Origin of the sequence: Streptomyces sp. NPDC050085 (assembly GCF_044460595.1) — a bacterium.
In the GTDB taxonomy this organism is placed as follows: domain Bacteria; phylum Actinomycetota; class Actinomycetes; order Streptomycetales; family Streptomycetaceae; genus Streptomyces.
Window position 1 is genome coordinate 89,828 of sequence record NZ_JBITJZ010000006.1, and the last position, 21,116, is coordinate 110,943.

A 21,116-nucleotide genomic window follows, 5' to 3' on the forward strand; every position below is an offset into this window, starting at 1 on the left:
TCGCGCCTCTTGGCCCCACCCTCGAGAGGCCGACCCGTCCGTGCGTCCCCACAGATTCGCGCGCGTTCGGGAAGACCTGCAGTGAAGGAGTACGCATGCACGCCAGAAGGAAAGCCGCTGCCCTGACCGGCGCCGCACTGGCCCCGATCCTCGCGCTCGCCCTCCCGGCATCCCCCGCAAGCGCCCACGGATACATCTCCTCGCCGCCGAGCCGCCAGGCCCAGTGCGCGGCGGGCACCGTCTCCTGCGGCGACATCACCTACGAACCGCAGAGCGTCGAAGGCCCCAAGGGCCTGACGAGCTGCAGCGGCGGGAACAGCCGGTTCGCCGAGCTCGACGACGACTCCAAGGGCTGGACCGCCACCCCGGTGCAGCGCTCCGCCCGGTTCGAGTGGAAGCTCACCGCGCAGCACGCCACCAGCACCTGGCAGTACTTCGCGGGCGGCCAGAAGATCGCCGAATTCGACGACAACGGCGCCAAGCCCGGCGCCACCGTCACCCACCAGGTCGACTTCGGTTCGCTCACCGGCCGGCAGAAGGTCCTGGCCGTCTGGAACATCGCCGACACCAGCAACGCCTTCTACGCCTGCATCGACGTGAACGTCGGCGGCTGATCCGCGTACTGCCCGAACGACGGCGCCGCGCCCCTCTCCCCCACGGCGTGCCCCACGCGCCACGGGGTGCGGCGCCGCACCCCCTCCCCCCCCACCGAACGGAGCGCTGCGATGCGCCGTCGTACCCTCGGACTGCTCTGCGCCACCACCGCCGCGGCCGCCCTCGGCACGCTGACACTGACGGACCCCGCGTCCGCCGCCAAAGTCTCTGCGCAGGAGGTCCCCGTGCAGGACGCCTTCGTGGTGAGCGAGGCACAGTTCGACCAGATGTTCCCGAACAGGAATTCCTTCTACACGTACGACGGACTCACTGCCGCACTCGGTGCCTATCCGGAATTCACCGGGACGGGCAGCGACACCGTGCGCAAACAGGAAGCGGCCGCGTTCCTCGCGAACGTGGGTCGCGAGACGGGCGGGCTCGTCTACGTCGTCGAGCAGAACACCGCCAACTATCCGCACTATTGCGACACTTCACAGCCCTACGGCTGCCCGGCGGGCACCGACAAGTACTACGGTCGCGGGCCGATACAGCTCAGCTGGAACTTCAACTACAAGGCCGCCGGTGACGCCCTCGGAATAGACCTGCTGCACAACCCCGATCTCATGCAGAACGACGCGGCGGTCTCCTGGAAGACCGGCCTGTGGTAATGCAACGGCGCCAACCCGGGCCAGGTCCGGAGCAGGGTCGACAACTACAAGAAGTTCACGCAGATCCTCGGCGTCGACCCGGGCGCGAACCTGAGCTGCTGACCTGCGCTCGAAGCGGGGCGGAACAGGCCTCTTGATACCTTGTGGCCATGGACGAGGTGTTGGACGAGGGGCCGTTCTTTCACGGCACGAAGGCCGAGCTGCAGGTCGGGGATCACCTCACCGCAGGATTCCGGTCGAATTACCGGCCCGAAATCGTGATGAACCACATCTATTTCACCGCGTTGCGCGACGGCGCGGGCCTCGCCGCCGAACTCGCATCCGGCAGCGGGGCCCCGCGCGTGTACGCCGTCGAGCCGACCGGGGAGTTCGAGAACGACCCGAACGTCACCGACAAGAAGTTTCCCGGCAATCCCACCCGTTCCTACCGCAGCAGGGAACCGCTCCGGATCGTCGGCGAAGTCACCGACTGGACACGGCTGACGCCCGAGGCGCTCCAGATGTGGCGGGACCGGCTGGCCGCCATCCGCCGGGACGACCGTGCCGAGATCATCAACTGAGCGGCAGGGCCCCGGCTCTGCGGGTCGTCGCGGACCCCGTACCGGATCTTGAGACCACGAGCGGCCCGTGGCAGGGTCGTGCCGCATGATCGACTCATTCGCGAAGGACAGCCTGCACTGGAGACTGCGGCGGGACCGCGAGGCGCTGCTCTGGAAGCTCGACGGCTTGTCCGAGTACGACGCCCGTCGGCCTCTGACGGCGACCGGGACCAACCTGCTGGGCCTGGTCAAACACGTGGCCACCGTCGAGGCCAGGTACTTCGGCGAGGTCTTCGACCGCCCTTCCCCGGAACCGCTGCCCCGCTGGCAGGACCACGACGGCAGTGATCAGTGGGCGAGCGAGGACGAGACCCGCGACCAGATCATCGCGTTCTACCGGCGCACGTGGGAGCACGCGGACGCGACGATCGACGAGCTCCCCCTCGACGCCCCCGGCCACGTGCCGTGGTGGGCGGAGCCCTCCCCCAACACGAACCTGTTCGCCGTCATGGTCCACGTCCTCAGCGAGACCATCCGGCATGCCGGGCACGCCGACATCCTGCGCGAAGGCCTCGACGGCCGGACCGGGTTGCGCGCCGGCCTCGAGGCGCGGATCGACGAGGAAGCCCGAGCGGCCCACTGGGCGAGGATCGAGCAGGCCGCCAGGTCGGCCGCACCGATCGACGCTCAGGACTCCTCGCGGAAAGCGCCCTCGGCTTCGTACTGACGATTCCTGCCGAAAGAAATTCTCGGTCCGTGTCGATCCGGCCGCGTCCTGTTCGACGTCCTGATGTGCGGTACCCCGCCGCACACTGACGCGACAGAACCTGATGAGGGCACGCATGAGCCAGCTGCTGAAAGTCATGAACTTCAACGTCTCGCGCGACGGCGTCGCTGCCGGCGAGCACCAGAGCCTCGAGCAGCCGTTCGGCCTCGACCGACCCGAGAGGCTGTTCAGCTGGGCCGGGGCCACGGCGAGCTGGCCCATGCGCACGGCGCCCGGCGGGAGCCGGGGCCTCGACGACTACTTCACCCGGGACTTCGCGCACAACATCGGTGCCGAGATCATGGGCCGCAACAAGTTCGGGTACCAGCGCGGGCCTTGGCAGGACCACGACTGGCTCGGCTGGTGGGGACAGGAGCCCCCGTTCGGCACCCCGGTGTTCGTCATGACCCACCACGAGCGCCCGTCGTTCACGCTCTCCGACACCACGTTCCACTTCGTCGACGCCGATCCGGCCACCGTGCTCGAGCAGGCGCGGGAGGCGGCGCAGGGCAAGGACGTCCGGCTCGGCGGCGGAGTCACCACCATCCGGCAGTTCCTGGACGCCGACCTGGTCGACACCCTGCACGTGGCGGTCTCACCGCTGAAGCTCGGCGAGGGGCTCCGGCTCTGGGAGTCGCCCGACGAACTGCTCGACCGGTTCCACCTGGAGGTCGTGCCCAGCGCCAGTGGCGTGACGCACCACCTGTTCTGGCGCAAGTGACGCGGGGGCTTCCGGCAGGCGGGACCCTCGGCAAAGTTTTCGGCATGGTCTAGTCCAAAGAGTCTTTTGGTCCAGTCCACTCCATTGACGTGTCCTTATCACGCTCAACAAGCTGTCTCGACTCGACTCCCCGGACAGGAGGCACAGAGTGAGACGACTTCGCGCATGCCTGGGCGCCGCCACCGCCGTCACCACGATCGCGGTCGGCGCCACGGCCTTCGTGGCGAGCAGCGCCTCGGGCGCCTCGACCGACCTGAGCAATCGCTGGTACGCCGCCGCTCCCTATCTGATGCCGTTGGACAACGACCCGCCGGACGCGACGGCCATCATGGACGCCACCGGGCTCAAGGCGTTCCAGCTGGCCTTCGTCCTGGCGCCCAACGGCGGTGGCTGTTCGCCCACGTGGGACGGGACCGCCCCGGTGTCGGCCGACACCGCGGTCAAGGCGAAGATCGACGCGATCCGCGCCAAGGGCGGCGACGTGTCGGTGTCCATCGGCGGCTACAACGGCACCAAGCTGGGCCAGGCCTGCTCCGACGCCGCGTCGACCGCGGCCGCGTACCAGCAGGTGATCACCAAGTACGGGCTGCGCGCGATCGACTTCGACCTGGAGGAGCCCGAGTACGAGAACACGGCGGCGATCAGGAACGAGATCGGCGCCGCGAAGATCCTGCAGCAGAACAACCCCGGCCTGTACGTCTCGGTCACCACGGCGGGTACGGCGGACGGCACGGGCTGGTTCGGCAAGCAGATGCTGCTGGAGGCCAAGTCGCAGGGGTTCACCCCCAACAACTTCTCGATCATGCCCTTCGACGGCGGCTTCAACGGCGCCGCGGCGCAGACCGGCGCGCTGACCAACTTCAACCAGATCCTGCAGTCGACCTTCGGCTGGGACCAGGCGACGGCCTACGCCCACGAGGGCTTCTCCGGCATGAACGGCCGCAGCGACACCGGCGAGATGTTCTCGCAGGCCGACTTCCAGACGGTCCTCGACTACGCGACGAGCCACCACATGGACCGGTTCACCTTCTGGTCCCTCAACCGCGACCGCCAGTGCACCCCGCCCGACAACGGCGGCCGTACCTCCGGTACGTGCTCCAGCGTCGCCCAGAACGCGTGGGACTTCGCCAAGTTCTCCGTGAAGTTCGCCGGCGCGACACCGCCCACCGACCCGCCGACCACACCGCCCACGACGCCGCCGTCCACCGGGTGCAAGACCGCGTGGAGCGCGACGGCGGTGTACACCCAGGGCAACGAGGTGAGCTACAACAGCCACAACTGGAAAGCCAAGTGGTGGACGCAGAACGAGCGGCCCGGCGCCGCCGAGTGGGGCCCGTGGCAGGACGAGGGCGCCTGTTGAACAAGCCCGCGCGGCCCGGCGGCGCCACTCCGACGCCACCGGGCCGCCGCCCTTGTGCACTACCGTCCCGCGAGCCCGGCGACCCAGTCTCCTACCGTGAACTCCCTTGCCTGGTGAGGGCATTCACGACGGCAGGCCGGAGCACGGTCGCCTGTTTCCGTTCGATCATGCCCAGCACCACTCCGCCGATGATGATCACGCCACCTGCGACCTGGGCGAGCCGGACCGACTCCCCGTTGATCACGATCGCGCCGAGGACCCCGAAGACCGGGACCAGGTTGAGGATGTTCACCGCGACGCTCGAAGCCATCCTGCGCAGGCCGTAGTTGTAGAGCAGGAAACCGCCGACCGAGCAGGCCACGGCCAGGTGGGCCAGGAGCAGCGAGGCCGTCGCGCCCGGCATCCGCCAGTCGCCCGCCTCCAGCAGCGAGGCGAGCAGGAACCCGGCCGCGCCCGCCAGGGTCTGGTAGTACGTGACGCTCGCGGCGTCCTGGCCGGCGCTCGCGCGTTTGCCCAGCACGTTGTAGCCGGCCCAGGCCAGACCGCCGAGCAGCAGCAGTACGTCGCCGAGCCAGCGCGAACTCCCGCCCACCTCGGCCCCGTTGCGCACGACGAGGAAGGCGCCGAGCGTGGCGAGGAGCACCCCGGCCACCCTCGGCAGCGGCATCCGGGCCCGGAAGGCGACCAGTTCCACCAGCATCGTCATCAGCGGATACGTCGCCACGATCAGCGACGCGTCGGAGGCCGTGGACAGGTCGACGCCGACGTTCTCCAGGACGAAGTAGACGGTGATGCCGAGGAATCCGCTCACGTAGAGCTGCCGCCGCTGCCGGGCGTCCGGTCGGCGCACCGGGCGCCGCCGCCTGCCCAGCCGGACCAGGACGCCGAGGAGCACCGCCGCGAGCGTGAATCTGACGGCGCCGATGCTGAGCGGCCCGACGTCGTCGAGGACCCGCTTGGTCACCGCGTACGAACTGCTCCACAGCAGCGCGGCCGCCATGACGGCACACACCGCTCCCGCCGTCGGTCCGCGTTCCCGCATCTCACGTCGCCCCTCTCCGCGCCCAGTCGACGCCCACCGCGCCGTCACCGAACAAACGTCAGCTGATTACGCTGGAGGCTAACAACATCATCGAGAGTGACGCGAAGAGTCCGAACTACCTTCGGAATCCAGTGAGATGGGGAACTCGTGGACGAACTTGATTCGGCGTTGGTGCGCATGCTCCAGGCGGATGGTCGGCGCACGAACCGGGACATGGCCCAGGAACTCGGCATCGCCCCCTCCACCTGTCTGGAGCGCATCCGGGCGCTGCGCCGCAGCGGTGTTCTGACCGGCTTCCACGCGGAGGTGGACCTCGCGGCGATCGACCGCGGGCTGCAGGCGATGATCGCCGTCCGGGTCCGGCCGCCGACGCGCGCGGTGATCGAGTCCTTCCAGACCTTCCTGGAGCAGATGCCCGAGGTGATCTCGCTCTTCGTCCTCACCGGGAACGACGACTTCCTCGTGCACGTCGCCGTCCGCGACACCGACCACCTGCACGCCGTCGTCCTCGACAAGCTGACCAAGCGCCCGGAACTGGCCGACGTACGGACCTCGGTGGTCTACGCGCACATGCGCCGGAAGGTCATCGGCCCGACATGACGCGGGGCCTGGTCGCCGTGCCATCGGCGCCCTGTCAGCCGCCGGCGCCTCCCACCCGCACCAGGCCGAACTCGTAGGCCACGATGACGGCCTGCGCCCGGTCCCGCAGTTCCAGCTTCGCGAACAGGCGGTTGATGTGGGTCTTCACGGTGTGATCCGTGATCGTGAGGCGGCTCGCGATCTCCGCGTTGGACAGCCCTCGCGCGATCAGGGTGAGGACCTCCGCCTCGCGTGCCGTGAGCTCCCCGACGGCGTGCGCCGGCAGGCGCGACGCTCGCGCGTGGACGAACGCGCCGATCACCCGCTTGGTGATCTCGGGCGAGAGCAGCGCGTTCCCGGCCGCCACCACGCGTACCGCGTGCAGCAGTTCGGGAAAGGTGGCGTCCTTCAGGAGGAAGCCGCCCGCCCCGGCCGCGAGCGCGTCGTACACGTACTCGTCGAGCCCGAACGTCGTCAGCATCAGGACCTTCGTCGCTCCGCCGGATGCGGCCAGGATCTCGCGGGCCGCTTCGATGCCGTTCTTGTGCGGCATCCGGATGTCGAGGAGCGCGAGGTCGGGCCGGGTCTCGGCGGCGATGCGCACCGCCTGGACCCCGTCCTCGGCCTCGCCCACGACCTCGATGTCCTCCTGCGTGCCCAGGAGGTTCACGAACCCCGTGCGGACGACCGCCTGATCGTCGGCGACCAGCGCCCTGATCACACCGCGCTCCTTCTCCGTGTCGTTCACCCGGTCCCCCAGGGCAGTTCCGCCTCCACCAGGAAGCCACCGTCCGGGCCCGCGCCCGCGCTCAGCCGGCCGCCGACCAGGGCCGCCCGTTCCCGCATTCCGGTCAGGCCGTGGCTCGCGCCGGAGGCCGGACCGGGATGCGGGCCCGGTCCGTCGTCGTGGATGCGCAGCGTGAGCAGGCGGTCGGCACCGTAGTCGATCTCCACCACCGTACGGGCGCCGGGCGCGTGTTTGCGTACGTTGGTCAGCGCCTCCTGGGCGATCCGGTAGGCGGACAGCTCCCACGCGGCGGGCAGCGGCACCCGCTCCCCGGTGACCAGCAGGTCGGTCGTGCCGCTCACCGCCCGGTGCTGGTCGACCAGTTCGGCGAGGTGGTCGAGGGTCGGCTGCGGGGCGGTGAGGACCGCGTCACTCCGGCCCTGCGGAGCGCGCAGGACGCCGAGGAGACGGCGCAGTTCGGCCATGGAGGAGCGGGCGGTGCCGGCGATCTGCTGGAAGCCGTCGCGGGCCTCGGCGGTGAGGCCGGGGGTGGTGTACGTGGCACTCTCCGCCTGGACGGCGATCATCGACACCGAGTGCGAGACGATGTCGTGCAACTCCCGGGCGATGGCGGCCCGTTCGGCCTCGGCGGCCTGCTGTCGCTCCATGGCGATCAACTGGGCCTGCGCCAGGTTCCGTTCGTTGCGGGTCTCCTCCCGGGAACGTACCGCGTCTCCCATCATCACGGCCCCGAAGATGACCACGGTCAGCAGGAACGACTCGGCGAACAGGCTGAGGGAGCCCTTCTCCCACAGCGCGGGCACCGGCAGGTCCATCCGCGACCAGGTGTTGATGTGTACGAGGTTCACGCACAGTGCCCCGAGCGCGCCGCCCGCGACGGTCAGCGCGGGGTGCAGTACCCGGTTGCGGCCCAGGGTGTAGCAGCCGATCAGCCCGCTCGCCATGATCGAGAGGTAGAGGTTGACGTCGCCCGCGAACCCGATGAGTCCCGCGGCGACGGTGAGCATCGCGAGGGGCGGGAAGGACCGTCGCCACATCAGCGAGGCCGAGGAGACCAGCACCCCGACGGTGGTCGTCACGGACCCCGGAAAGGCGATCAGTTCCGCCACGGCTGCGACGGTCAGGGCACCGCCGGTGGCCCAGGGGTAGGAAGGCGCGGCGATCCAGGCACGGAACCGCTGGTGAAGGGACGTACGCATGGGTCCATGGTCCCGGCTCGGGCGGCGGCGCGCGTCACCGTACGGGTTGAGGCTGCGCGCTTGGGTCATGCCACGGGTTGAGTCCCAGGTGCGGAGCCTCGGTTGACGCCGTCCGACCTGCGGATTCGTAGCGTCGACGGACATGAGGAACAGCCTTGATCAGAGCGTCCGGAGGCTCAGCGGGACGGCCTGGGGGACGTGCCGGCGGAGCCGTGTCGAGCGGTGTGCGTGGGCCGGCTGCGCCGCCGTCGCGCTGGGGCTCGCCCTGGTGTCGCACCTCGGCCCGCACCGGGTGTGGGGCGTGGTGGCGGGCTCGGGGTACGCGGTCGCGGCGCTCGTGACGTCCCCGTCGTATCCGCGCCGGGCGGGCCGTGCGGTCGCGGTGGCCGGGGCCGTCGTCCTCCCGCTCGTCGGGCTCGTGGCGGCGGGGGAACGGCAGTTGGAGGTCTCGGTCGTCGAGCGGTCGGGGCAGTTGCTGCTCACGACCGGGAGCCCCTACGTCTCCGACCCGGCGGCCGTCGCGGACTTCAACCCCTACCTCCCCGGGATGGCGCTCTTCGGCGTGCTGCCGGGGGACGCACGCTGGTGGTCGGGCGGCGTGTTCGTCGCGGCCCTCGCCGCCGCGGGTCTGCTCCGGGCCCGGTTGCTCGCCTGTCCGCTGGTCGCGCTGCCGCTCGCGGTGGGCGGGATCGATCTGCCGGTGGTCGGGTTGATGTGCCTCGGGATCGTGCTCGCCGGGCGGGGGCGGTCGAGCGGGGCCGGACTGGTGCTCGGGGTGGCCGCCGCCCTCAAGTGGACGGCCTGGCCCGCGCTTCCGGTGGTGCTGGCCCTGACAGCGGTGCGCCAAGGCCGTCGGCACGCGCTGCGGTGTGCCGTCGTGGCCCTGGGTGTCGTGACGGTGGCGGTGCTGCCCTTCGCCCTGGCCGATCCCGCGGGCTTCTGTCGGAACGTCATCGCCTTCCCGCTGGGTCTCACCAGCACGACGTCACCGGCCTCGAGCCCGCTGCCCGGTCATCTGCTCGCGACGTACGTTCCCGGCGGAACCGTGATCGCGCTCACGCTCCTCGCGGCGAGCGCGGTGGTGATCGCCGTGTCCGTGGTGGCGCGGCCCCCGGGCACGGCACGCGGGGCGGGCATCCGGATCGCGGCCGGTCTGGGCCTGGCCATGACCCTGCTCCCGGCCACGCGCTTCGGCTACCTCGTCTATCCGCTGGTGCTCGGGGCGTTGGCGCTCCGGCCGCCGTCGCACCGCACACCCCCGCTCAACTTCAGGGAGAGGGCCCTCGCATGACCCCCATGAACGACATGACTCGCACCACTCGTCCCACTCGCAGGCCGCGCACGCTGATCGTCACCAACGACTTCCCGCCACGGCAAGGTGGCATCGAGACCTTCGCGCGGGAACTGGCCGACCGCTTCCCGCCCGGCGAGGTCGTCGTCTTCACCTCCTCTCCCGCTACGGACACGCCCGCGGCCGACGTCCGCGGGGCCTTCCCGTACCCGGTGATCCGCCATCGGGCACGCACCCTGCTGCCCACCCCGCGGACCACCGCACACGCCGAGGCCGTGGCCCGCCGGTACGGCTGCGACCGGGTGTGGTTCGCAGCCGCGGCGCCCCTCGGACTGATGGCGGCACGGCTGCGGGCGACGACGGACATCCGTACCGCCGTCGCCACCACGCACGGCCATGAGGTGTGGTGGGCCCGCACCGTCGGCGCCCGCGGCCTGCTGCGCCGTATCGGGAACCAGGTGGATGTACTGACCTGGCTGGGTACGAGCACCCGCCGCCCGATCGAGGCGGCCCTCACCCCCGGGACCCGGACCGCACGTCTCGTCCCCGGCGTGGACACCACCGCCTTTCGCCCCGGCGTCGACGCGGCCCCGGTCAGAACACGGTACGGCCTGGGACGCCGCCCGGTGATCCTGTGCGCGGCCCGGCTGGTCCCGCGCAAGGGCCAGGACACGCTGATCAGGGCGCTGCCCTGGATCCGCAGGGCAGTTCCCGACGCCATGCTCCTGCTGGTCGGCGACGGCCCGTACGCCCCGGCACTGCGTCAACTGGCCCTGGCCGAGGGCATCTTGGACTCGGTCGTCTTCGCGGGCGGCCACCCCCATCGCGCGCTCCCCTCGTTCTACGCCGCCGCCGACGCCTTTGCCATGCCCTGCCGCACCCGCAGACGGGGCCTGGAGGTGGAGGGTCTGGGCATCGTCTATCTGGAGGCCGCCGCGTCCGGACTCCCCGTCCTTGCGGGCGACTCGGGCGGTGCTCCCGACGCGGTACGCGACGGAGAGACGGGCCATGTCGTCGACGGCCGCTCGGTGGCAGCTACCGCGGACCGGCTGACCAGGCTCCTCCGCAACCCCGAACTCGCCCACGGGATGGGCGAGAAGGGGCGCCACTGGGTCCGCACGGAATGGACCTGGGACCGCTCCTACGCGACTCTGTCCGAGCTGCTCCATCCAGCGGGAGCGGCCGGCTAGCCCGCCCGGGAGTTCGCCGTCGTCCTGCCGTCCAACGCTGCAGGCTCAGCACCCGGGATGCTGACGGGTAGGTCGCCCGGTCGCTGGTCACGATGGCTCCGGGGTGTCGCGTGGTGGACTCGCGAGTGCCCGCCGCCGCAGAGGTCGGCTGCGAGGTGCCGCGCGGCCAACCTCGAAGCCGCCGGTGTCAATCGGGACCTCGTACTCGACGGCGGGGACGGTGACGTGTCCGTCGGCGAGGCGGGTGTCGCCGTACTCGTTGTCCTCGGGACTGTCGGGCGGCACGCCCGTTGTGGCTTTCCGGCGCAGGGCAACCGTCCACTGACCGCCACCGTGAGCCCCGCGTCGGCCATGCAGTCGGCGGGCGACCGCTATGGAGTGTTGGGGAAGCAATGGCGCCGACTGTGAGGCCCCGATCCCGCCGGGAGGTGCTGTGTGGATGAACCTCTCGCCCATGAACTCGGTGGTCGTCCGGCCGTAGCCGACTGCTCCGTGATTCGTCGGTTCCGCGCGTTGCTGGTTCACTCGTCAGCACCCATGGGACCAGGCCGTCTAGTTCGGAGTTCAGGAAGTGCTTTTCGACGTCACCCGCAGCGCCCTCGCCGAAGTCTTCGGCGAGGAACGGCTCGCGACCCTGCCCGCCGGTGCGCTCCCGCCCTCCGTCGCGGAGACCGAGGGCGCCCGGCTGCTGCGGACCGTCGGCGTTCCCACCGGGACGCTGCACCTGCGTGAGCCCGACGCGGACACCGGGCGGGTCGCGCTCGTCCAGGACGTCGTCGACGCCGAGGGCTTCGAGGGCGCCTCGCAGGACGCGGGCGCCTGGCCCGTCATCGGCTGGCTGCTCCATGCTCACCTCGCCCTCGATCCCGGCTCCGGCAAGGTGTACGCCTTCGACGCCGACGAGGAGAGCGTGCGGGAACTCCACGCGGACGTCTCCTCTCTCGTCCACGTCACCCTCCAATTCCAGCGCCTGCTCGAGGAGTTCACCTTCAGCGGCGCCGACGGAGCAGACGAAGAAGACGGGGAAGACAGGCAAGACGGCGACGAGGAGGCCGGCTTCGAGCGCCTCGAGCGGGCAGTCGAACGCATCCGCCACGAGACGAGCCGCATCGACCCGCTCCCCTTCCAGGACGACGAGACCGCCTGGACGGTGATCGGTGAGGAGATCGCTGCCGGCCAGCGCTTCGCGGCCGACAGCCCGGGAGCCCGTTCGCTCTACGGGTGAGCGAACGGGCTCCCGGTCGGTCGGCCTGGCCTGCGGGGCGGCCCCCGCAGGCCAGGACCGTTTCAGCTCCTCAACGCCTCAGCGCCTCAGCGCCTCAGCCTATGGAGAGCCTGATCAGCCGGGACCGGTCGGGCACCGTCCCCTCGACCCGGAAGGCCACATAGCGCGCCGACCCCGGGGTGGAGACCCGCTGCATGGCGGCGCGGCCCGTGAGGCGTCCGGCGGCGCGGTAGCCGATGCCGTCGTCGCTGAACTCCACCCGCCCGGCCGGTGGTGCGCCGGTCGTCCACTGTGCCTCCACCGTACGGATCTGCCGGATCGCGCCGAGGTCCACGACCAGGCGCCCGTCGCGGCCCGGGCGCCACGCGGTGGTCGCGTCGCCGTCGACCGCCGCGGACGGGTCCGACATCCCTTCCGGCAGCGGGCTGTTGGGGAAGACGGTGCGTCCCAGGGCCAGGTCCGAGTGCGGGTGGGCCGCGGCGCCGCGCAGCTCGACCCGGGTCTCCCGGCGGGCGCGGACGGTCACGGTCGTGGTGCGTCCCTGTCCCTCGATGCGAACCCGCGCATCGGCGCCGGACAGACGGAGCCGGGCCCCGTTCTCCACCTCGACGCGCAGGCCCGACGGCAGCGTCCCGCCCTTCGCCGAGGCCGGGGTGAGGGTGAACCGGGTCGGCAGCAGACGCGCGTCGGCCGCGTCGAGACGCGCCTCGAACGTCGTGCCGTCGCCGGTCACGGTCTGCGTGCCTTCGAAGACCGCGATGCGCGTGCCCGGTTGCGGGACGTCGACCCGGGTCGCGACCGCGTCGCCGGAGAGGTTGAACAGGCTCAGGTGGCCGTCCGTCAGCGCCGCGCGCACGGCGGCGTGGTCCGTCGTCGGAGCGCTCGCGCGGGCCAGGGCGCGCAGCTCGGCGGCGGACGCGTCGGCGTACCCCTCGACGACGAGCGGCGCGGCGGGGCCGTCGGACAGCACGATCGTGTCTCCGTACACGGCCAGTGGATGCTCGGTGCCGCGCACGACCAGACCGGCCCGTCCGTCGACGTCGAGCCAGCCGCCGCGGCTGGCGGCCTCGGGCTTCGGCCAGGTGGCCAGGTCGTTCCAGGTCTCGCCGTCCGTCGAGCCCTGGACGCGGTAGGCGCGCCCCGCGGCGGCCTCCCAGCGCAGGGTGACCTCCGTGACCTCCTGGTCCGTGCCCAGGTCGACGGCCAACCAGCTGTCCGCGCGCGGGCGTTCGGCCTTGGCCACGGCCCAGCGGGTCGCGCTGTCGCCGTCCACCGCCTTCGTGGCTTCCTTGCCCGGGTCGAAGGAGGACGCGGTCGCCGCCCCGCCGCGCGCGAGGTCGGCGCCGTCGGCGTCGGCCCGGGCCTCGAAGGCGTAGAGCGAGTATCCGTAGGCCGGGTCGGGGTGCACGCCCAGCACGCGCAGCCGGCGGACGGTGGTGCGCGGGAACGTCACCCGGTCCACGCGTCCGTCCGCGGCGGCCGGTGCGGGGGACGCGTCGGCCGCGGGCACCGCGACCTCGCCCTCCTCGAAGCGATAGGTGCGGGAGCCGTCGAGCCCCGCGACGCCGGGCATCGTGAGGTTGTGCACCTCCAAGCGCCCCTCCCCCGGGGCCGTTCCCGTGCTCGCGTAGACGACGGAGCCGGTGGGCAGGGTGGTGTATCCGGCGTAGCCGCTGTCCAGGTGCAGCAGGGTGGCGCTGCCGTCGAAGCCGTCGCGCACGTCCTCGTACACGCGCACCGTGCGCGCGCCGACCTTGCCGTTCGTCGCGGGCAGGAACATCGGGGTGGCCCCGCTGAGCCGGAACAGCCAGTCGTCGTGGGCGGGCTGCCAGGTGAACTTCACGAAGCCGGGCTTGGAGACCGATCCTGCCCAGGCCGCGGGTGACTGGTGGGAGACGAGCCCCGGGCCGGTCCCGAAGTCGGTGACCGAGGCGGCGTGGGCGAAGAGTTCGGCGCGTGAGAGGGGTGTCACCTGGCGGTGGTCGGCCGCGGCCCACACGTGCAGGAGGTAACTGATGGCGATCTCGGCGCGGGCCTCGGGCTCGTACTTCGGTTCGCCGGAGAACTTCGCGAGGCGGTACTGCGGCGGATACTTCTGGTACGCGTCCAGGCGCTGCGCCAGTTCCTGTTCGGCGCGGGCCGCGGCGCGGTCGCCGAGGACCTGCGACAGGAACGCCAGGGGGATCACGTCCCGGCCGTAGAGGTGCTCGCGGTCGGCGACCATCGGCATGAGCGGTTCGCCCGCGTCGCTCATGACACCGAGCAGGGTCCGCCACAGCGGCGCCGCGTTGGGCTGGTGCGTGAGGACCTCGGGCAGCGGGCGGCCCGCGGTCAGGAAGTGGGCCGCGTTCCGCCCCGAGGTGCGCCACAGCTCCTCCTGGTAGTGGGGGCCGAAGGAGCCGTGGTTCTCCACGATGAACGTGTCGTACAGGTTGCGTGCCCTGTTGCCCGAGACGGGCACGCCGTCGACCGTGGCCGGGTTGGCTCGGTCGGCGGGCGGCAGGCCCGTCTCGTTGCGCGACCACAGTCCGTACGCGTCGGCCCAGCCGGCGGCGCGCGGGTCGTCGGACGCCCAGGCGAGCGCGGGCGCGAGGGACTGGGCGTAGACCCCCATCTCCTCCAGCTTGGTGTCTCCCTGGAAGCCGCCGGCGAGGCCGTTGGGCGTCCAGGAACCGGAGGCGGGGTCGTTGCCGGTTCCCAACGCCTGTGTGTGGGCGGCCTGTTCACGGGTGATCGTGTCGACGTTCGCCCGCGTGGTGGCGTCGAGGTCGTCCCACAGCAGCCGGGCGGCGAGGACGAAGTACAGCTGGAACGTCGTGTCGAAGAAGAGGGTGCGGCCCCATTCGGTGCCGCCGGTGAGCCGGTTCGAGGCGGCGAAGTGCCGCAGGGTGGCCAGCGTGCGCCGGGCCAGCTCGTCCCGGCTGACGCCCGCGAGGTCCTCGTCGTAGTCGCCGTGGGTCAGCAGCAGGGCGTTGCCGAGCACCACGGCGAAGCCGAAGTCCTTGGCCGTGTAGTGCCCCTGGGCCGCGTCCCACTGCGTCTCCGACCAGCGGGTGTGCTGCAGCAGGACGCGGTGGTACACGGCGGCGATGTCGTCCGGCGGCGTGGCCGCACCCCTGGCGACCGCGCCGCTCGCCGCATGCGCGCCGGTCTCCCCGAGTGCGGTCGGCAGCAGGGCAACTGCCCCGGTGAGGCCGAGCAGTTGGAGAAGGTGCCTACGGTCGATGGGGGCGTTCAGGGGTGGCACAGGGGGTCCTCTCGCGCAAGACAACGTTGTCAACTGGAGCGGCCCCATGGTTGACGTCCACAGTGGCCCACGTCAACGGGTGGGACGGAAGTGACTTCACCGGCCCCACCCTTTTCATCTCCTTGACGACAACACACTCCCCATTTAGAGTCCTACTGACTCTAATAAGGGGGCTCTCCATGGTCGACATCACCCGACGCCTCGGCTGGCGTCATCTGCGTGCCGCACCGACCGCCCACGTACGGCACCACCGTTCGGGCCGACTGGCCCACGACGGCGCCGGGTTGAGCTTCTGGTTCCGCCCGTTGTCCGCCGCTCTCTCCGAAGTCCCGGTCGACGACCGGGAGTTGGCGATGACGTTCCACGCGCGGACCGCGGACTTCCAGGACGTGGCCGTGCAGGCGACCGTGACGTATCGCATCGGGGACCCGGGTGTCGCGGCCGCGCACCTGGACTTCTCCGTCGACCCCGACTCCGGTGTCTGGCGCGGTTCGCCGCTGGAGCAGTTGGCGACGCTCCTGACGGAGACCGCGCAGCAGCACGCCCTGGACGTCCTCACGCGTACGACCTTGGCGTCGGCCCTCGTCGACGGGGTGCCCGCGGTCCGCGACGCCGTCACGGCGGGGCTGCGCGAGGAGCCGCGGCTGCCCGCCACCGGGATCGAGGTGGTGGCGGTGCGGGTGATGGCGCTGCGCCCCGAGCCCGATGTCGAACGTGCCCTGCGCACTCCGGCGCGCGAACGCATCCAGCAGGAGGCGGACCGGGCGACGTACGAGCGGCGCGCGGTCGCCGTCGAGCGGGAACGCGCCATCGCCGAGAACGAGTTGGACAGCCAGATCGAACTCGCCCGCAGGGAGCAGCAGTTGGTCGAGCAGCGGGGTGCCAACACCCGCCGCGAGGCCGAGGAACAGGCCGCCGCCGATGCCGTACGGGTCGGGGCCGAGGCCGAGCGCGCGGTGCGGCTGGCCCGTGCGGAGGCCGAGGGCGCGCGGGAGGTCGGCGAGGCGCGGGCCCAGGCGCAGGCGGCCTGGCTGCGGGTGCACGGCGAAGCGGACGTCGCGACGCTGCACGCCCTGACCGGCACGCGACTGGCCGAGAACCTGCCGCGCATCGAGAGCGTGACCGTGTCCCCGGACGTCCTCACCGGCCTCCTCGCGCGGCTCGGTCCGCACGACGGGTCGTCGGCATGAGCCTCGCGCCGCGCGCGGTCGTGGTCCATCGCACCACGGAGTACGAGGAGTTGGTGGCGCGGCACGGCACGCACGGCCAGGCCGCGTTCTTCCTCGCCTCGCGCGGCCGCGACATCGCCGAGGTCGCGGAGCGGCACCACCGCATGCGGCGGGCCCTGGCCGAGGTCGCCGCCGCCGTGCCCCTCAACTGGCGGCGCGCGCAGGTGGAACGGGCGGATCTGGACCGGTTCCTGTTCGCACCGCAGGACGTGGTGATCGCGGTCGGACAGGACGGGCTCGTCGCCAACGTCGCCCAGTACGTCGGAGCGCGGCCCGTGATCGGGGTCGACACGGACCCCGGCCGCCATCCCGGTGTCCTGGTGCGCCACCGGCCGGCCGACGTCGCGCGCCTGCTGTCGGTGACGCTCGACGCCCGGGCGGACGCCGACGAACTGACCATGGTGGAAGCCGTCACCGACGACGCCCAGCGGCTGGTGGCGCTCAACGAGATCTATGTCGGCGCCGCCGGGCATCGCACCGCCCGCTATCTCCTGGGCCTCGACGGCGACGGGGGTGCCGTCGAGGCCCAGGCCTCCTCCGGGGTGCTCATCGGCACGGGTACCGGGGCGACCGGTTGGATCCGGTCGGTGTGGCAGGAGCGGGGCGGGGCCGGACGGCTGCCGGGGCCGACGGACGAGCGGCTGCTGTGGTTCGTCCGGGAGGCGTGGCCCTCACCGGTCACAGGGACGCGACTGAGCGCGGGGGAACTCGCGGCCACGGCCCGCCTGTCCCTGACCGTGGAGTCGGAGCGCCTGGTCGCGTTCGGCGACGGCATGGAGGCGGACTCGCTGGAGCTGACCTGGGGACAGACGATCCGCGTCGGCGTCTGCGCCGAGCGGCTCCGGCTCATCGTCTGAATCGGCTGAAGCGGCTGAAGCGGCTGAAGCGGCTGAAGCGGCGTCAACCATGCGGCGGGGCGCCATGGTTGACGCCCCGTCACTCACGATCCGTACGGATGATGGACGGACGGACCGTGGTCCCGTCAGGTGCCCGGCTTGCGGCCGTAGACGAAGACGTCGTCGCCGGTGCGCAGCAGGGACCAGTACTTCTTCGCGGTGGCCGACGTCATGTTGACGCAGCCGTGCGAGCCCGGCGGGTTCCACATGCTCACGCCCACCGAGTGGAAGGCCTCACCGCCGTCGAAGAACTGGCTGTAGGGCATGGCCACGTGGTAGATGCTCGACACGTGGTTGATGTGGCGCCAGTAGATCTTCTTCAGGCCGGTGCGCGTCTCGTACCCGTTGCGACCGGTCCGCACCGGGACCGGCCCGTACACGAGCTTCTTCCCGTCCTGGATCCAGCTGAGCTGGTGCGTGAGATCGACGCAGGCGATCCGCCCCTTGTTGACGGGGCACTTTCCGGCCTTGTTCGGGGTCTTGCCGATGGCCTTCTGCTGGTTCATCAGGTCCATCACGCCCCAGGTGACGGGCCCGGCGTAGCCGATCGTCGGCGTGATGCCGTGCTTGCTCTGGAAGGCCTTGATGGCCTTGCAGTCGGCGGCGGACTGCTTGCCGTCGACCGGTCGGCCGAGGAACTTCTCGACCTTCTTCTGGTACGGCCCGCTCTGCGTGGTGCAACTGCTCGCCGCCTGCGCCGGGACAGTTCCCAGCGCCACGAGCAGCGGTGCGGCCAACGCGGTGACACCGACTGCGGCCACGGCCCGTCTGCGTATGTCCCCCATGGCAGTTCCTCTCTCCCGATCCCCACCGTGCGACCGGCTGAGCGTGGGCACGTCGCCCACTGCCGATCACGGTTGTGACCAGGTAGACATGGCAACGGTCGTCTGCGTTGTACGGCGGCCGGGCTTGGCACAGAACGGTGACAAACCGTCCCCCGGAACCCTCTGGGGATCTCCGGGCACCTCAGGGCATATCCGGGTATCTCTGGGGATCTCTGGGGATGCGGGCTACCGCTACCCGCGGAACGTGAGGTCGGCGTAGCCGGAGTTGTCCGACGGGTTCGTGTCGCCGGGGATCGAGGTCCTGACACTGGCCTGGGCGTAGCGCGGGGCCTGGTGGGTGAGGTTCTCCAGGGTCGGTTCGCGCGTGTGGGTGCCGCCCGCGGGAACGGCCGGTACGGGGGCGACGTAGGTGGTGCTCTGCGCCTGCCAGCTCTTCGGCCCCGGTTCCCGAGGCGACGTCACCGACCAGATCTCGGTGGACCACTCGATCCTGGCGTTCGCCACGACCACGCGGGACGAGAACCGCTTCTTCCGCGCGCTGCTCACGGGCCGCCTGCTGCCGGCGCGGCAACTCGCCGAGATGAGGCGGACCGTCCCCGTGAGCGCGGACGCCCAACAGCAGTGGCCCGGCGGCCGGTACGGGCTCGGCCTGGTCGAACGTCCCGTGAGCTGCGGGGGAACCTACTGGAGCCACGAGGGCGGCGACGGCGGGCGAAGCGCCGTAGTCTCCATGTCCGAGGCACGCGGCGACACCTCGGAGCACGTCACGGAGCAGGTGATCGCGGCCTCCGCCCTCGTCGACCGTGCCCTGTGCGCCGGGCGCCGCGCCACTTCTTGAGCACGGTCAGGTCATCTGCGCACGGTCGGCGGATCAGCGCAGTCCGGCGAAGAGGTCGTCCTCCGGCAGCGGCGCATCGGTGGTGTCCTGGACGCGCACGAAGGTCTCGACGCCCATCAACTCGGTGAACCTCTCCAGGCCCATCTTGAGGAAGAAGATGTTCTCCCCCTGACTGGCGTGTGCGGCCAGCGAGTCGAACTTCTGGGCGCCGAACGCCGCGGTGTCGACCCAGGTGGTGACCTCCTCGTCGGGCAGGCCCAGCTCGGCCATCGCGGCGGCCTCGGCCGGATCCGGCTCCGGCATGTCCTCGTGGAACTCACGCACGGTCTCCCCGAACCGCTGCATCGCCGAGTGCGGCATCGTCGTCCAGTACACCTTCGGCGACAGCTCAGTCATCTCCAGCGCCGCCATGGTGATGCGGTTGGCCTGGATGTGGTCGGGGTGGCCGTAGAAGCCGTTCTCGTCATACGTGACGACGACATCGGGTTCGTAGTGCCGGATCAGCTCGGCGAGGCGGGCGGCCCCCTCCTCGACGGGCGTCCGCCAGAAGGAACCCGGGGCGTCGTTGGCCGGCCAGCCCATCATCCCGGAGTCGGCGTAGCCCAACGTCTCCAGGTGACTGATCTTCAAAATGCCGCAGCTCGCCTCGAGTTCCTGACGTCGCATCACGGCGACGGCCGCCGGGTCGTGGCCGGGATCGCCCGGCTTGACACCCCCTGGACCGTCACCGCAGCCGCCGTCGGTACACGTCACGAGGACCGTGCGGACGCCCTCCGCCGCGTACTTCGCGAGGACGCCTCCCGTGCTGGTGGCCTCATCGTCGGGGTGCGCGTGCACAGCCATGAGCGTCAAGGGGCGGTCGTTCCTGGGCCGGTCGTTCATGAAAACATTCCTCCTGTGTGAAAAGGCCTCGGTCCGGGTCCGTCGGGACGCTCTGTCACGTGCGCGTTCCCCCGCCCCACGGCGCCCGGCCTCCGGCCGTTGCAACAGTGACGGACGCACGAACTGTTCCCGCCGCACACGAAGCCTCACACAACGCCTCGCACAACCTCGCGCACAAATGGGAACGCGGCCTGCTGACCGGCGTCCTCGCCCGTGCAGTGAAGCCCTCCGGCGACGCGCGCAACTTGCCCAGCGCGGTGCGCAGCGCGCGGCGCTCGCACTCGGAGAGGCCGGCGAAGAGCTCCCGCTCCACCGCGTAGAGCGCGGCAGACGAGGACGCTCGGGTCGACCTGGAGCGCCTCCGCGAGCACCTTCTGGGTCACCGGCCCACAACCCCGGGAGCCCTCATGTTCGTCACCTGTGCCGTCGTCGGCGCCGTGCTCGCCCCGGCCCTGGCCGCATCGGCCTTCCTGACGTTCACCGGAAACGAAGCGATCACCGCGAGCATGACCGAGCTGGGCGTGCCCGACGCCTGGCTCCCGAGTCTGGCCGCGCTCAAGGCGGCGAGCACGATCGGCGTGGTCCTCTCCGCCTGAGGGCGCCCGTCAGCTCTTCAAGAACCTCACGAGTGTGTGACGGCGAGCAAGCCGGTGACGAGGGCGTGCAGCGCCTGCGGGTAGACGTCGTGGGCGGCCAGCTCCGGCCACCGGGGGCCGATCGCGGCCAGGCGGGGAAGGGTGTCGGCGTCGAAGTCGGTGAACGCGCCCTCGCGCGCGGGGAGTTGGACGTCGCGCGGGTGGTGCGTCGAGCGGATCCGGACGAGGATCTCGCCCACGGTGAGGTACCAGACGGCACGGAAGACGTCGACGGCCCGCTCGGGAGTGCATCCGGCGTCCTCGGCCCCGGCCACGATCGCTTCGACCATCCACAGCGCCGAGGCGTCGAGGAGGCCCACGAACCCGTCGACGGTCAGGACCTCCGCGGCCCAGGGCCAGTCGGCGAGGGCGTCGTGCATCGCGACCGCGGCCGCGACGATGCGCTCGGCCGGATCGGCCGGCAGCGCGGGGCGTTCGATGCGCGTCGCGTGGTCGTTGAGGAGGAGGACCAGGAGGTCCTCCTTGTTGCGCAGGTGGTGGTAGAGCGTCGTCGACCCGACCCCGAGCTCCGCGGCGAGCCGCCGGACGGTCAGCTTCTCCCAGCCGTCACGGTCGATGAGCCGGCGGGCCGCCCCGAGGATCTCGGCGCGGGAGGTGACGGGCGGGCGGCCGGTGCGGCCGCGCGATGCGGGTGATCGGGACACGGTTCCCATCATGCCGC

21 protein-coding genes and 1 pseudogene are annotated in these 21,116 nt (G+C 71.2%); 14 read left to right on the top strand and 8 right to left on the bottom strand.

The features are described from left to right. Positions 1-95: 95 nt before the first annotated feature. The 6 genes and pseudogenes from ACIBUY_RS23475 to ACIBUY_RS23500 all read left to right on the top strand — a co-directional run bounded on the left by ACIBUY_RS23475 (position 96) and on the right by ACIBUY_RS23500 (position 4,648). Entirely contained in the window at positions 96-614 is a 519-nt protein-coding gene (locus ACIBUY_RS23475; protein ID WP_365565404.1) for a lytic polysaccharide monooxygenase auxiliary activity family 9 protein, read from the top strand. A 111-nt stretch (positions 615-725) separates the two neighbouring features. Continuing rightward, positions 726-1,364 (top strand): annotated as a pseudogene (locus ACIBUY_RS23480) (chitinase). A 47-nt stretch (positions 1,365-1,411) separates the two neighbouring features. Next, complete coding sequence (gene arr / locus ACIBUY_RS23485) at positions 1,412-1,822, top strand: NAD(+)--rifampin ADP-ribosyltransferase (protein WP_365565406.1); 411 nt, start codon at positions 1,412-1,414, stop codon at positions 1,820-1,822. 85 nt (positions 1,823-1,907) lie between these two features. Continuing rightward, positions 1,908-2,528, top strand: a complete 621-nt coding sequence (locus ACIBUY_RS23490) for a DinB family protein (RefSeq protein ID WP_399153563.1) — start codon at positions 1,908-1,910, stop codon at positions 2,526-2,528. Between the two features lie 115 nt (positions 2,529-2,643). Continuing rightward, the gene (locus tag ACIBUY_RS23495) at positions 2,644-3,288 is read left to right on the top strand and encodes a dihydrofolate reductase family protein (RefSeq protein WP_399153564.1); all 645 of its coding nucleotides are present in this window, start codon (positions 2,644-2,646) and stop codon (positions 3,286-3,288) included. A 148-nt stretch (positions 3,289-3,436) separates the two neighbouring features. Further along, positions 3,437-4,648 (top strand): chitinase, encoded by a 1,212-nt coding sequence (locus tag ACIBUY_RS23500; RefSeq protein ID WP_399153565.1) that lies wholly within the window; start codon positions 3,437-3,439, stop codon positions 4,646-4,648. Positions 4,649-4,739: 91 nt separating this feature from the next. On the opposite strand, the gene ACIBUY_RS23505 is transcribed toward ACIBUY_RS23500, so the two are convergent. Continuing rightward, positions 4,740-5,690 carry a DMT family transporter gene (locus tag ACIBUY_RS23505; RefSeq protein ID WP_365565416.1) on the bottom strand — a complete coding sequence of 317 codons (951 nt, stop codon included), beginning with the start codon at positions 5,688-5,690 and terminating at the stop codon, positions 4,740-4,742. 147 nt (positions 5,691-5,837) lie between these two features. Here ACIBUY_RS23505 and ACIBUY_RS23510 point away from each other — a divergent pair, with 147 nt between their 5' ends. Beyond that, positions 5,838-6,290 (top strand): Lrp/AsnC family transcriptional regulator, encoded by a 453-nt coding sequence (locus ACIBUY_RS23510; RefSeq protein WP_365565419.1) that lies wholly within the window; start codon positions 5,838-5,840, stop codon positions 6,288-6,290. 34 nt (positions 6,291-6,324) lie between these two features. Here the strand turns inward: ACIBUY_RS23510 and ACIBUY_RS23515 are convergent, their stop codons facing one another. Next, the gene (locus ACIBUY_RS23515) at positions 6,325-7,017 is read right to left on the bottom strand and encodes a response regulator transcription factor (RefSeq protein ID WP_365565422.1); all 693 of its coding nucleotides are present in this window, start codon (positions 7,015-7,017) and stop codon (positions 6,325-6,327) included. Continuing rightward, positions 7,014-8,216 carry a sensor histidine kinase gene (locus ACIBUY_RS23520; protein WP_399153566.1) on the bottom strand — a complete coding sequence of 401 codons (1,203 nt, stop codon included), beginning with the start codon at positions 8,214-8,216 and terminating at the stop codon, positions 7,014-7,016. The genes ACIBUY_RS23515 and ACIBUY_RS23520 overlap by 4 nt, the downstream gene beginning before the upstream one ends. A 142-nt stretch (positions 8,217-8,358) precedes the next feature. Here ACIBUY_RS23520 and ACIBUY_RS23525 point away from each other — a divergent pair, with 142 nt between their 5' ends. The 3 genes from ACIBUY_RS23525 (at position 8,359) to ACIBUY_RS23535 (ending at position 11,922) form a co-directional block, all read left to right on the top strand. After that, complete coding sequence (locus ACIBUY_RS23525; RefSeq protein ID WP_399153567.1) at positions 8,359-9,507, top strand: glycosyltransferase 87 family protein; 1,149 nt, start codon at positions 8,359-8,361, stop codon at positions 9,505-9,507. Between the two features lie 5 nt (positions 9,508-9,512). Beyond that, complete coding sequence (locus tag ACIBUY_RS23530; RefSeq protein WP_399153568.1) at positions 9,513-10,697, top strand: glycosyltransferase family 4 protein; 1,185 nt, start codon at positions 9,513-9,515, stop codon at positions 10,695-10,697. A gap of 571 nt (positions 10,698-11,268) precedes the next feature. Further along, positions 11,269-11,922: an SUKH-4 family immunity protein gene (locus ACIBUY_RS23535; RefSeq protein WP_399153569.1), complete on the top strand. Its 654-nt coding sequence runs from the start codon at positions 11,269-11,271 to the stop codon at positions 11,920-11,922. Between the two features lie 94 nt (positions 11,923-12,016). Here ACIBUY_RS23535 and ACIBUY_RS23540 read toward each other — a convergent pair whose 3' ends face one another. After that, positions 12,017-15,169, bottom strand: coding sequence for a discoidin domain-containing protein (locus ACIBUY_RS23540; protein ID WP_399153570.1), 3,153 nt, complete (start codon positions 15,167-15,169; stop codon positions 12,017-12,019). Positions 15,170-15,348: 179 nt separating this feature from the next. Between ACIBUY_RS23540 and ACIBUY_RS23545 the strand changes: the two genes are divergently transcribed. Both ACIBUY_RS23545 and ACIBUY_RS23550 read left to right on the top strand, forming a co-directional pair. Further along, positions 15,349-16,359 (top strand): SPFH domain-containing protein, encoded by a 1,011-nt coding sequence (locus ACIBUY_RS23545; RefSeq protein ID WP_365565442.1) that lies wholly within the window; start codon positions 15,349-15,351, stop codon positions 16,357-16,359. After that, the gene (locus tag ACIBUY_RS23550) at positions 16,356-17,255 is read left to right on the top strand and encodes a hypothetical protein (protein WP_399153571.1); all 900 of its coding nucleotides are present in this window, start codon (positions 16,356-16,358) and stop codon (positions 17,253-17,255) included. The genes ACIBUY_RS23545 and ACIBUY_RS23550 overlap by 4 nt, the downstream gene beginning before the upstream one ends. Positions 17,256-17,380: 125 nt before the next feature. Here ACIBUY_RS23550 and ACIBUY_RS23555 read toward each other — a convergent pair whose 3' ends face one another. Together ACIBUY_RS23555 and ACIBUY_RS23560 are read right to left on the bottom strand one after the other, a co-directional pair. Continuing rightward, positions 17,381-18,079, bottom strand: a complete 699-nt coding sequence (locus ACIBUY_RS23555; RefSeq protein WP_365565447.1) for a L,D-transpeptidase family protein — start codon at positions 18,077-18,079, stop codon at positions 17,381-17,383. Between the two features lie 231 nt (positions 18,080-18,310). Then, positions 18,311-18,541: a hypothetical protein gene (locus ACIBUY_RS23560; protein ID WP_399153572.1), complete on the bottom strand. Its 231-nt coding sequence runs from the start codon at positions 18,539-18,541 to the stop codon at positions 18,311-18,313. Positions 18,542-18,554: 13 nt separating this feature from the next. Between ACIBUY_RS23560 and ACIBUY_RS23565 the strand changes: the two genes are divergently transcribed. After that, positions 18,555-18,917, top strand: a complete 363-nt coding sequence (locus ACIBUY_RS23565) for a hypothetical protein (RefSeq protein ID WP_399153573.1) — start codon at positions 18,555-18,557, stop codon at positions 18,915-18,917. A gap of 33 nt (positions 18,918-18,950) precedes the next feature. On the opposite strand, the gene ACIBUY_RS23570 is transcribed toward ACIBUY_RS23565, so the two are convergent. Continuing rightward, positions 18,951-19,760, bottom strand: coding sequence for a PIG-L family deacetylase (locus ACIBUY_RS23570; protein WP_365565760.1), 810 nt, complete (start codon positions 19,758-19,760; stop codon positions 18,951-18,953). 446 nt (positions 19,761-20,206) lie between these two features. On the opposite strand from ACIBUY_RS23570, the gene ACIBUY_RS23575 reads away from it, so the two are divergent. Beyond that, positions 20,207-20,395, top strand: coding sequence for a DoxX family protein (locus ACIBUY_RS23575; RefSeq protein ID WP_365565454.1), 189 nt, complete (start codon positions 20,207-20,209; stop codon positions 20,393-20,395). Between the two features lie 26 nt (positions 20,396-20,421). Here the strand turns inward: ACIBUY_RS23575 and ACIBUY_RS23580 are convergent, their stop codons facing one another. Next, positions 20,422-21,099 carry a helix-turn-helix domain-containing protein gene (locus ACIBUY_RS23580; protein WP_365565456.1) on the bottom strand — a complete coding sequence of 226 codons (678 nt, stop codon included), beginning with the start codon at positions 21,097-21,099 and terminating at the stop codon, positions 20,422-20,424. Positions 21,100-21,116: the final 17 nt, after the last annotated feature.